The organism is Arcicella lustrica (assembly GCF_034930985.1).
Taxonomy (GTDB): Bacteria; Bacteroidota; Bacteroidia; order Cytophagales; family Spirosomataceae; genus Arcicella; species Arcicella lustrica.
The window spans coordinates 52,565-64,702 of sequence record NZ_JAYGIM010000006.1; the positions used below are offsets into that span (position 1 = coordinate 52,565).

Annotated in this window: 7 protein-coding genes; 4 read left to right on the forward strand and 3 right to left on the reverse strand. The window is 35.3% G+C overall.

The genetic code is table 11. The annotated features are described in order from the left end of the window. Window positions 1-466: 466 nt before the first annotated feature. Together VB798_RS08165 and VB798_RS08170 are read right to left on the reverse strand one after the other, a co-directional pair. The gene (locus VB798_RS08165; RefSeq protein WP_323257789.1) at window positions 467-2,146 is read right to left on the reverse strand and encodes a L,D-transpeptidase family protein; all 1,680 of its coding nucleotides are present in this window, start codon (window positions 2,144-2,146) and stop codon (window positions 467-469) included. Window positions 2,147-2,379: 233 nt separating this feature from the next. Beyond that, window positions 2,380-3,003 (reverse strand): murein L,D-transpeptidase catalytic domain family protein, encoded by a 624-nt coding sequence (locus tag VB798_RS08170; protein WP_323257791.1) that lies wholly within the window; start codon window positions 3,001-3,003, stop codon window positions 2,380-2,382. A gap of 424 nt (window positions 3,004-3,427) precedes the next feature. Here VB798_RS08170 and VB798_RS08175 point away from each other — a divergent pair, with 424 nt between their 5' ends. From VB798_RS08175 to VB798_RS08190, 4 genes are all read left to right on the forward strand, one after another. Beyond that, window positions 3,428-4,690 (forward strand): YdcF family protein, encoded by a 1,263-nt coding sequence (locus tag VB798_RS08175; protein WP_323257793.1) that lies wholly within the window; start codon window positions 3,428-3,430, stop codon window positions 4,688-4,690. A gap of 105 nt (window positions 4,691-4,795) precedes the next feature. Further along, window positions 4,796-5,692 carry a hypothetical protein gene (locus tag VB798_RS08180; RefSeq protein WP_323257795.1) on the forward strand — a complete coding sequence of 299 codons (897 nt, stop codon included), beginning with the start codon at window positions 4,796-4,798 and terminating at the stop codon, window positions 5,690-5,692. Between the two features lie 38 nt (window positions 5,693-5,730). Beyond that, a complete protein-coding gene (locus VB798_RS08185; protein WP_323257797.1) occupies window positions 5,731-9,051 on the forward strand; it encodes a SusC/RagA family TonB-linked outer membrane protein in 3,321 nt (1,106 codons plus the stop codon). A 64-nt stretch (window positions 9,052-9,115) separates the two neighbouring features. After that, window positions 9,116-10,642: a RagB/SusD family nutrient uptake outer membrane protein gene (locus VB798_RS08190; RefSeq protein WP_323257798.1), complete on the forward strand. Its 1,527-nt coding sequence runs from the start codon at window positions 9,116-9,118 to the stop codon at window positions 10,640-10,642. A gap of 71 nt (window positions 10,643-10,713) precedes the next feature. Here VB798_RS08190 and VB798_RS08195 read toward each other — a convergent pair whose 3' ends face one another. Continuing rightward, the gene (locus tag VB798_RS08195; RefSeq protein ID WP_323257800.1) at window positions 10,714-12,132 is read right to left on the reverse strand and encodes an efflux transporter outer membrane subunit; all 1,419 of its coding nucleotides are present in this window, start codon (window positions 12,130-12,132) and stop codon (window positions 10,714-10,716) included. Window positions 12,133-12,138 lie beyond the last annotated feature (6 nt).

Below are 12,138 nucleotides of genomic sequence, written 5' to 3' on the forward strand. Positions count from 1 at the left end.
TCTCGGGAGCAATTATGGTCGTAAGAACGCTTCGCTAACCTAACGACCAGACCGAGCGTGAGGCTTTTTTTTACTTTTGGGGTCGTAGGAACACTTCGCTTAAACTACTACTAGATGGAGCTATTACTTAGATTTTCTGTATTAGAACTCAATCAAAGAGAGCTGTTACTCAGATTTTCTGTGTTGTAACTAAATTGAAGCGAGCTGTTATTCAGATTTTCTGTATTGGAACTCAATTGTAGTGAGCTGTTACTCGGATTTTCTGTGTTGTAACTCAATTGAAGCGAGCTGTTATTCAGATTTTCTGTATTGGAGCTCAATTGAAGCGAGCTATTACTCAGATTTTCTGTATTGGAGCTCAATTGAAGCGAGCTATTACTTAGATTTTCCTCACTTGGACTTGTGTTTTCAAAACTCCAAGCGAGCAAACAATTATCCAGATAAAATGCTGTTATAAAGGCATCGCTTACATACTCCCAAAAATCTCTTTCGAAAGCTTCGTATCTAAATCGTATAAATCTTTTCTGAAATTGATTTGTCCAGCGCTGTCAACCCAAGTAGTAAAATAAACGATGTAAACGGGTACAGTCGGACGAACACGAATGCCGTATTCTTTATCAGTTTTTAGAATTTTATTAACTCGATTCTCATTCCAAGTAGAATCTTTTCTTAATAAATAAAGGGCTAATCGGTTGGGTTCGGCTACTCTGATACAACCATGACTAAAAGCTCTTTTCGATTCATTGAACAATCCTTTTGATGGTGTATCGTGTAGATAAATACTGAAATTGTTAGGGAACAAAAACTTTATTTTTCCAAGTGCGTTGTCGTCTCCGGGTTTTTGTCGGAAAGTAAAAGGCACATTTTCATTGTCTTTATATTTTTTCCAATTGATTTTATTCGGATTCACCACCGTATTGCCTGAAAGTACTTCCATGTTATTATCAGACAAATAATCTGCATTTCGTTTGAGTTTCTGTAATATTTCATTCTTTACAATACTCGTCGGAATTCCCCAGTATGGATTTAAAACAATGGTCGATAAATGTCCTTTAAAAATACTTGTTTGTGTAGCGGTTTTTCCAACGACCACATTCATCGCCCAAGCTTGTTTGCCATTTTCAAAAACATGTAATCTGAATTCTGGAATGTTTATCAACAAATAATCTTTTTCTAGTTCAACAGGAACCCATCTGAGGCGTTCCATATTAATCATGATTTGTTTGATTCTGGCTTCAACAGGCTGATTCAATTCTTTGATAGTAGCAAGGTCTAATTCTCCATTTTTGGATAAACCCATTCTAAACTGAAACCTTTTTACTGCTTTTGCCAACGAATCTGTAAAAGCCATGCTTCCATCATTTTCTTGGAGGTCGCCAGTGAGTAATAAATGTTTTTTTACATTGACAATACAAGAGTCGCTATCGCCAAGTGCGATTACTTTTTTGTTAGCAACTATTTGTTGCCAACCGCCTTTTTGTTGAATGTCACGATATTCTCGGAGCTTCTTTTTTAAACGAATATAGTATTGATTAACAGGTTCTTGTATTTTTTCACCTTTAGAAAGCGATACAAGTGAATCCAGTAAAGTTTGATAGTTTTTCTTTTTTCGGGGAATAAACCATTCTAAATCGAATGGATTTTTGGTGATGCCATTGTATGCTTTTTCGGCATATTTAAAAAAAGTGGCAGTCAATAATAATTCTAATTGTTGTACTTCGCTTTTTTGAGTTTGAAACTTTTTTTCATCAGCCTGAGCCGCTAATATTAAGTTTTCCATTTGGGCATTATCAAAGCTGTTATCATCAAAATCTTTTTGATAAGCCTGCAATTGATTATAAAAAATAGAAACAGAATTTGTTAATCCATTTTTAGTAATCCATGCCAATTGGTAGTTCCTTCTTGTATAAAATTCATGAATTTCTTCTTGAATGGTATCTGACACAGGGAAAGTTTTAAGAAAAGCAGTAATAGAAGCAGAATCTAATACTAAATCATTATAGTTCTGTGATTGATAAATGCTTGAATCTGGCAAAATACCTCTCTTTTTCCTTTTCTCTTTATTACAACTCTGAATGATTATCAGGAAAAATAAAGCACAGAATAAGCTCAAAAATAAAGGATATGTTTTTTTAATTGTTTTCATAGGAGTATATAAGTATGAGTGCTGAATTGCGAATGCTGAATTATGAGATTAAGTATCTGAATATCAACTTATTGGGCAATTTGTAAATCTAAACTTATATTGCACGATTACTTAAGTATAAAGAAAGATTAAATAGACATTACTTTATAAGCATATTTGATAAGTAACTGTTTGATTTTGAGAATTTACAGATAACAGATATACTATTAACTGATAACTTCTTTTTACTTACTTTAAGAATGAATATAAAGCAAACTACCGTTTGCCAATACTGGAATTACTTTTGGAATCAAATCATTTGGTAAAGCAGGACAACCGTAACTTCTGCCTAAACGACCAAATTTCTGAATAAAAGTTGAGCTGACATACGATGCACCATGAATGATGATTTCTCGTCGACGAGCATTATCGTTAATTCCTTTTTGTAAACCATATAAAAGTAATGCGAGACCATGTTTTGGACTCGTGATTTTATTCCCAACCAAATAAAAGCCAAGACTACTTTGATGTGAATCTATTTTATTTGAAAAAGAACGAGCCAGATTTTCGCCAGATTTTTTACCATGTGCCACCAAAGAAGAGAACAATAATTTCTTTTTTGATAAATCAATCACAAAAAAGCGTTCCACGTTGGAAGGTAGAGAAAAATCTACAATGGTAACGATGGGTTTTGATGGATGAAAAGTTTGATAACCATCAACAGATTCTTTGAAAGCATTGTAGCTTACCACTCCATTTAACTGGCAATCGGCATAAAGTGTCTGCGTTTCATCCAGTACAACAGCCGTTTTTGTGGGAATTGGTTTTGCTAAACAAAGATTTAGCAAGAGTACAATTGCGTGGAAAGTGAAAGTCATATTATTTTATTGCCTTGTGTTTTGTTTCTATACTAACAGCTTCGCCTCGGTTTTCATTGCAATTCGTCAGAGAAATCTTTATTAAAACCTAGACTTCCCTCAACTCAAATATGCTGAATTAGCATACTGGCAATAATTAATACAAAATTATCATAAAATGATTCTAAACAGAGCTTTTTGTTAACAAACTGATATTATTAGAATTATTTTCAGGTTAAACAGTCAATGTACTTTTGTGTCAGAAAAACGCTTCAGCAAAGTTTAATTTTTCATGAACACCTTCCGAGTTGAAAATCAACTCAAAGATACAATCAAACAAGTCTAATAAAAATAGACGCCTTCATTCACTAAACTTTTATCCAATAATGAATAAGTATCCTCTTTTTTTGTGGAAGGAGTACTTGTTTGTTGAAATATACAATTGATGAAAAAAATATACTTTTTATTCCTTTTTTGGCTGATTTCGGGAATTGTCTCCCAATCTCAAGCACAAAATGCGAAAGCCAATTATGCCATCATTAAAGGCAAAAGTTTTGTCCAATCTAAAAATTATTATCTCCTTACTTTATTTCAAAATTTACCAGAAGTCAAACATCTTTTGAGCAATGATGCTACTTTGAAAAGTATTACAGCAAAAAAAATAGAAGCTTTGGATAATGCCTCAAAACAATGTCAAAATAAAGTTAGCTGTCTCAGTGAAAGTATGCAGTTTTCTGAAACTGAAATTGAGGAAATCGGTAATCGTTTGGGAGTACTATATGAAGAAAATAATGCTTTGGGGAAATTGGTTTCAGAACATTTAATTCCTTCAGGCACTTATATTTTAGCGCAAAAACTTACTCCAAAAGAGCAATTAATCAAAGCTTGGGAGCAAGATGCCCGTGGAATTAATTTCACGATTGGGGTTTATGTTGCTGGACAAAAACCAAATTATCCAAACATAGATTCCATCAGTTTTAAAGTTACTCATAAAAGCTATCCACAATTAGTTGGGGATTTGCATAAAACAGTTCATGAAGAAAGTAAAAAAGCCAATTTGTTTTTTGTGCCATCGATTACTGCTGCTTTGTTGGCATTAGAAATCAATGAGCGTGAACAAGTAGCTGATTTTGAGCCAATGGCTTCTACGGTCAATAAATTAGCATTCGATAGAATCAAAACAATTAATTGGAAAGCCTTTCCATACTCAGTAATTCTTGTACCAGGTGCTGGTCCAGAAGAGCCAGAAGTAACTTTAAGTGCAGGAGGAATGTTGCGTTGCAGAGTGGCTGCTTTACGTTATTTTGAAGGATTAGCCCCTTTTGTGGTGGTTTCTGGCGGAAATGTTCATCCTTATAAAACGAAATTTAATGAAGCCATTGAAATGAAAAAATTCATGGTTGAAAAACTTAAAGTACCAGCCAATGCCATTATTGTAGAACCACACGCCCGCCATACAACAACCAATATGCGTAATACGGCTCGTTTGATTTTCCGTTATGGAATTCCTTTCGACAAAGCTTGTATTACTTCTACTTCCAAATCACAAAGTATGTATATCCAAGAATTGAATTTGGATAAACGTTGCGAGAAAGAATTAAACCATGTGCCTTACCGAAAAGGCAAACGCTTGTCTGAAACCGAAGCCGAATTTTATCCGCTTATTGAAGCACTTCAAATCAACGCACTTGAACCACTTGATCCATAAATGTTAGTTGTGAGTTAGTTAATTGTGAATTAAAAATGTAAATAAAAACTCACAATTTACTCATTCGCAATTCACAATTAGAAATTCACAACTAACAACTTACTCATGAAAAAAACTATCATTGAAATGAGCGGACTTGTCCTCTCAGGTATTTTGAGTTTTTGTTTTTTATCACAACAAGTTACTGTTAAAGACCTTGAGTTTAGGCTAAAAAAAGAGTTTTCGATTGATTCTCTTGGTGCTGGGCAAGGCATCAGTATTCAAAACGAAAAAGCCTTTATTTATGGCGACCGTGAAGTAGGAATGATTCGTGAATATGTCTTGAACAATGATTCACTGATATATACTGGCAAAGAAATGCAGTTGAGTTTGGCGGGAAAAGATGTGATTAATCATCCAACGGGCATTGCATTTCATAAAAATCAACCAACTTTTATCGGGAACAGTATCCGCTTGAATCCAGAAGGAACACTTTGGAAAGCCATTATTTATCATGTTGATTGGAATGGGTTACAAAAAACAAAAACACTTGATGGCAATTTGTTGAACATCATTGAAGACGATGCTTGTATTCAAGGGACTCGTCCAGAATATGTACAATATCAAAACAAATGGTTTGTAGTAACTGCTGATTATAGCAATAAGAAAAACGAAGTACGTTTATACAATCCGTTAGCTTTGAAAACTGCTAAAAAGACTTCTGAAGCAGGTGTACTTTATAAGAAATTTACTTGTAGTCCTTTCGTGCAAAATTTGCTTTGGGTTCCTGAAAAAAAGGTGTTGGTATTAATCCAGAACCAAATTGAAGGACGCAGATGGCGACTTACTTTCTTAGATTTTGAAAAATCTTTAGAGACAGGACACGAAGTAGTTTTAAAAACAATAGACCTCGATAAGACAGATGAATTAGAAGGTTTTGCCTTGACCAAAAATATTCAAAAAGGTATTGCAGTTACGTCTGCTCGTAAAGCAAACGTGCATTTAGCAAGTTTAAAATGGTGAAAATATAATCCAAATTCCAATAAATAATCAACAAAAAAATGCAAAAACAAGTACAAAAACAGCTTTGGCTAAGAGCCATGCTGTTAATTGTAATGGCTGGTACCCAGACAATCGGTACAGTAAAAGCGACTGCTTTTACACAGCAAAAACAAGTGGCGGCGACAATAACAGGAACTGTAACGAACGAGGCGGGACAAATAATGCCGGGAGTAAACGTTTTTGATAAAACGGCAAAAAAAGGAACAGTAACAGATGCGAATGGGAAATATTCAATTGTTTCTACTGAAGGAAATACTTTGGTTTTCAGTTTTGTAGGCTATGAATCGAAGGAAGTTTTAGTGGGGAAATCTTCGCAAATCAATGTTAAGCTTTTTGAAAATTCACAGGAATTACAAGAAGTTGTAGCCATCGGTTATTCTACAGTGCGTAAAAGCGACGTAACGGGTGCAATCTCTAGCGTAAAAGCAAAAGAATTGAACCTTACAACACCTACAGTTGGACAAGCCTTAGTTGGAAAAGTTGCGGGCGTACAAGTATCACAAGTAAGTGGTGCGCCTTATGTAAGTACCAAAATTCGTGTGCGTGGTGTAGGTTCAATCAATGCCAGTTCAGACCCACTTTATGTAGTTGATGGCTATCCAGTTGGTAATGATTTATTTATCAATCCAAACGATATTGAATCAATTGACATCTTGAAAGATGCTGCTTCTGCGGCGATTTATGGTTCAAGAGCTTCTGGTGGGGTAGTTTTAATTACCACCAAAAGAGGAAAAGAAGGAACAGGTCAGTTTCAGTACGACGTTCAATATGGTTTGAATCAACTAAGTAAAAAAGTAGATTTGCTAAATTCAGAGCAATTTGCACAATTATTAATAGACGGTCATAATAACTCATATCGTGATTTAATTGTGAATTCTGGAAGAACTTGGAATGATGCCATGTTTTCAGACGATAATGCGACCAGAGTATCTAAAGTTGGAAATGCTTCTTCTGTAAGTATTCCTTCAGAATTCTACAATTTTGCCACGCAGACATTGATTAAACCAACGATTAATACTGACTGGCAAGATGAATTATATCAAACCTCTTTGGCACAGCGCCATAATTTATCATTCTCTGGTGGTAATTCTTCTACTCGTTATGCCATCAGTGGTGGATATTTGAATCAGCCGGGGATTATTAAAAGTACCAAGCAAGAACGTATCAACTTCCGTGCAAATGTTGATGGTCAAGTAAGTAAAAAACTAAGAGTTTCAGGAAACTTAGCCGTGACGACCAACGAAAATCGTGAAGTACAAGAAGGACGTTTTAACCAAGGTCCAATTCTTGGCGCTTTGATTTATATGCCATTTTTCAGTGCTTATAACGAAGATGGAAGTTTAAAGAAAAACGAAGCGGCTTCGAAATCATCTTTATATGCTTATCAAACACTTGAAAACCCAGTTGCTTTGGCAACCGAAACACATATTTCAAGAAAAGGTGTTCGTGGTACTTTTAGTGGAAATGCTACCTATCAAATTTTACCAAGTTTATCGGCTAAAGTAAACGTTGGTTTACAGACTTATAACGAAAAGTACGAGTATTATTTGCCAACTTCATTGAGTAATGGTGCGAATCCTCCGGGTTCTCCACAGTCAATTGCCGCAGCCAACGCTGTAGCGACGACAAGAACTGAAATGGATAAATTAGCTGAATTTACGTTGAATTATAATGAAAAATTTGGCGAACACAGTATCAGTGCTTTGGCGGGTTATACGGCACAAAAGTTAGATATTGATGTAATTAGCGTAACAGCAAAAGGTTTCCAAAATGATAGAATTGAGGAAATTACTGGAAAAGGTGCTGACCCAACTTTATTTACATTGAATGGTGCTACAGGAAAATCTACAGCTACTTTGCTTTCGTATTTGGGGCGTTTGGGGTACAATTATAAAGAAAGATATTTCTTAACGGCTTCTTTCAGACGTGACGCTTCTTCTCGTTTTGGTCCTTTAAATCGTTGGGGAAATTTCCCATCTGTTTCTGCTAGCTGGAATCTTTCTCAAGAACCATTCTATGCTGATAAATTTGGAGACCAAACTTCTATCAAATTGCGTGCAAGCTGGGGTTTAAGTGGTAACAACAACATCGGTAATTATAATTATTTACAGACGATGTCAAGCCCCACAGGAGTCGTTTTTGGCAATGGAACAATTCAATCTGCGGTATATCCAAACGATATTCGTGACCAACGTTTAGGATGGGAATCTACTTCTCAAATCAACTTTGGTACAGACATTGGTTTGTTCAACAACCGTGTTTTTGTGATGGCGAATTATTATGTTTCTGAATCTTCAGATTTATTGTTTAATCAACCTGTTTCAGCTGTTGCGGGAGCTTCTACGATTTTAACAAACCTAAGAAACTCTAAAGTACAAAACAAAGGTTTGGATTTACAGATTGATACTCGTTTGATTCAGACGAGCGATTTGAAAGTAAATTTAAGTGGTAATATTTCAATCAACCGCAACAAAGTATTAGACCTTGGTGGTGCAAATGCCATTTTCAGTGCAGGTGCTGAACGTTCGTATATCACACACACTACGCAAGAAGGTCAGCCAATCGGTATGTTCTATGGTTTTAAAGTGAAAGGAATGGTTCGCCAGTCGGATATGGATAATTTAGCGGCAGATAATTTGGTTTATAATGCAGCAACGCAATCTTTCCCAAAAGATTATAAAATCAAAGGTCCAGCACGTTCTACTGCATCAAGTAATCCTTTGAAACCGGGAGACCTTTATTTTGAAGACGTAAATGGCGATGGCGTGGTGAACGATTTAGACAAAACTGTAATTGGTACGCCTTACGCTAAGTTTACTTATGGTTTTGCACTTTCGGCAAGCTACAAAAACTTTGATTTGAGTTCATCTTTCAATGGTTCTTATGGCAACCAAGTATTAGATGGACAAGATTATTATGTTTATAACATGGAAGGTTCTGGAAATCAGTATGCTTCGGTCGTAAATCGTTATCGTTCAGAAACGGAACCGGGCGACGGAACGGTTTATCGTGCATCTCGTGGTGGAACCCAAAGTAATAGTACTCGTCTTTCAAGTTTTTATTTACAAGATGGTTCATTCTTCCGTTGTACTAATCTTACGCTTGGTTTTACAGTACCAACGCAATGGTTAGGGAAACAAAAATCAGTATCAAATGCTAGAATTTACATAGGAATTGATAATGCTTTCACCATTTCAAAGTACAAAGGCTATAACCCAGAAGTTGATTATAACAATGGAGCAAACCTTACTCCTGGTGTTGATTATGGAAAATATCCTTTGATGAGAGCTTACAACATCGGTGCAAAATTGACATTCTAAATGAATTTTTCAGGAAGTAATCAATATTAAAATCCTGAAATTCAATTAAAAAAGATTAAAAAAAATGATAAAGAAATTAATAACATTACTTGTTGTGGCGACAGCCCTTGCAAGTTGTAGCGATGATTTTGTGCTACAAACAGATCCAAATTCAGTAGCCGCTTCAGATTATTTCCGTACAGATAACGATGTCCTTCAAGCGGTAAATGGCGTGTATCAATCGCTTCGTGGTGGAAATAATATTGGTGAAAACAGCGGACTTTTCACTGACGAGCGTTCTGACGATGCAGGTAGAAATGATAACCAATCGAATGCAGGAGAACCTTTCCAATTCAATGATTTTTCGATTTTACCAAGTAATACTTATTTAAAAAGTCACTGGCTTTCATTGTATCAAACCATTGCACGTTGTAATCAGGTTACTTCAAACATTGATAAAGTAACTTTTACTACACCAGAAAATAAGGGAATTTACAATGCAGAAGTGAAATTTGTTCGTGCCATGATTTACTTTCATTTGGTAAGAAAATGGGGAGATGTACCATTGGTTACAAAGCAATTAAATTCAACCGACGATGTAATTGCGAATACTTTCCGTGAGAAAAAAGAGAAAGTTTATGAACAAATTATTGCTGATTTGAAAGAAGCCGTAGCCAGTGGTTTACCGAATCATCAACCTGTTACAGAAAAAGGTAGAGTATCAAAAGCGGCAGCCAATGCTTTGTTAGGACAAGTATATTTAACGATGGCAACTACTTTAGACCAAGCCAATCGTGCTAGTAATTTAGCGAATGCAAAAACGTATTTGACGGCAGCTTATAACATGAAAACCTTTACAGATTTAAAGGATATTCCATATACTGATGTATTTGATGTGACTAAAAAATCGACGAATGCAGAAATCATTTTCCAGATTGTTAGCAAACAAGGCGATATCACCTATTCATCTTCAATCGCTGCGAATAACCAAGCAAAAGGTGAAACAACGAATTCACTAAAACCAAGTAATAGCGTAGGTGGAAATGTAAAACAAGATTTAGTGAAAGAATACGAAAGTAATGATTTGCGTAAGGATTTCTCGATAAAATATGCGAATGATGCTACCGTAAAAGATTGGTACATTACTAAATTCAGAGATGTAAGTGCTTTGGCAAGTGCAAATGGTTATGGCGGAAATGATTGGCCTTTAATCAGATATGCCGATGTGATTTTGATGTTGGCAGAAGTAAATATGTATTTGGGCGATGAAACGACTGCAATTCAATTCTTGAACCAAGTGCGTGAAAGAGCTAAATTACCTACTTATGAAGCGATGAAAAATAATCCAGAATACGCTACAAAGTATCCAACCTTGAAATTAGCTATTCTTCATGAACGCAGAGTTGAATTAGCTTTTGAACATCACCGTTGGTTTGATTTACTTCGTTTCTTTACGCCAACAGAATTGGTTACTTATATTCAAAGTAAGTCACAGTCAGACTATGGAACAGCTAAAGTATCAAACTTTGGTTTGAAAGATTATCTTTTCCCAATTCCATTTGATGAATACAAATTGAATCCAGAGAAAATGTATCAGAATACGGGATATTAGAAAAAGCAAAGCAGCTCAGCCAAACGAAACGGCTGAGCTGTTTTACTTCAATACAAATCCTAAAATACTTGTTATTTCCATCCACCACCTAGCGAACGATATAAATCTACATCAGCTTCTAGTCTGGCTTTTTTCAAGGAAACTAATTCTAATTCACTTTGTAGTAAATTACTTTGAGCAGTAATTACCTCTAAATAATTAGCCATACCACTTTTAAACAACATGTCTGCATTGCTAATAGCTTGTTGTAATGTTGTTACCCTTAATGAAAGCTTCGTGTTTTGCTCTTCTATTTTTTGTATTTTAATCAAAGCATCCGAGACTTCTGAAGTTGCAATTAAAACAGATTGACGGAAACCAATAACGGCTTTCTCTCTTTGTACTTTGGCTATTTCATACTGAGTACTCAATTTTTTGCCATTTAGTAAAGGTTGAGTAATTCCACCCGCAACGACTCCGAATAAGGAAGTAGGAAGCGAAAACCAATTACTTGCTTCAAAGGCATTCAAGCCACCAGTTGCGGTAATTGTCAATGAGGGATATAGGCTTGCTTTTGTAATGCCAACTTTTGCATTCGCTTCTTGCAATAGCAATTCCGCATTTTTGACATCTGGTCTTCTGCTAACCAAAGCAGATGGTACACCTACTGAAAGTTGGTTTTTAGATTCAATAGCATTCAACATCACTTTGCGTTCAACAGCTTTTGGGAAACCTCCTGTTAATACACTTAAAGCATTTTCTTGAATAACGATATTTTGTTCTAACAAGGGAATCAATTGAGCAGCCACTAACCTTTGTGCTTCTGCCTGCTGTTTGCCTAGTAATGAAACTTGACCTGATTCAAACTGAAGATTAATCATAAAGATAGTTTTATCATTTAATTCCAGATTCTTTTTAGCAATTTTCACTTGCGCATCCAACATCAGTAAAGTATAAAAGCCTTTTGAAACAGCGGCTACAATGGTAGTTTGTAAAGCCTTTTTAGCTTCTTCTGATTGAGCATATTGTGCGAGGGTAGTTTTCGTTTGATTACGAATTTTTCCCCAGATGTCTGCCTCCCAAGATAAACTTGCTGCTGTAGTAAAATCTTCTATATGTTCCTTTTTCAAAAATTGATTCAAACTAATTCCATTCAAACTATTGTTTGAAGGATTAGTAGAATTTGAAGTAATCTGAAGATTCAAATTAGGAATATTATTAAACTTAGCCTGTTTTAATTGTAACTGAGCGATGTCGATATTTTTCTGAGCAACCAACAAGTCATTATTACGATGAATGGCACTATCAATTAATTTTTGTAAAGTAGTTTCTGTAAAAAACGTTTTCCAGTTTAAATCTGCTACGCTAGTAGTACTATCTGAAAGGCTTACATCTCTGAAAGTAACAGGAACAGCATCTTCTGGGATTTTAACGTCTTTTGAAACCTTGCAAGAAATGATGCTTGTCGATAATAATAGCATTATCGACAAGGTTTTTATATGATTTTTCATTGTATG

Bases quoted from the DNA above. Each gene is read 5' to 3' on its own strand.
- VB798_RS08185 (WP_323257797.1), top strand. From the start codon at position 5,731: ATGCAAAAACAAGTACAAAAACAGCTTTGGCTAAGAGCCATGCTGTTA.
- VB798_RS08180 (WP_323257795.1), top strand. From the start codon at position 4,796: ATGAAAAAAACTATCATTGAAATGAGCGGACTTGTCCTCTCAGGTATT.
- VB798_RS08190 (WP_323257798.1), top strand. From the start codon at position 9,116: ATGATAAAGAAATTAATAACATTACTTGTTGTGGCGACAGCCCTTGCA.
- VB798_RS08170 (WP_323257791.1), bottom strand. From the start codon at position 3,003: ATGACTTTCACTTTCCACGCAATTGTACTCTTGCTAAATCTTTGTTTA.
- VB798_RS08165 (WP_323257789.1), bottom strand. From the start codon at position 2,146: ATGAAAACAATTAAAAAAACATATCCTTTATTTTTGAGCTTATTCTGT.
- VB798_RS08195 (WP_323257800.1), bottom strand. From the start codon at position 12,132: ATGAAAAATCATATAAAAACCTTGTCGATAATGCTATTATTATCGACA.
- VB798_RS08175 (WP_323257793.1), top strand. From the start codon at position 3,428: ATGAAAAAAATATACTTTTTATTCCTTTTTTGGCTGATTTCGGGAATT.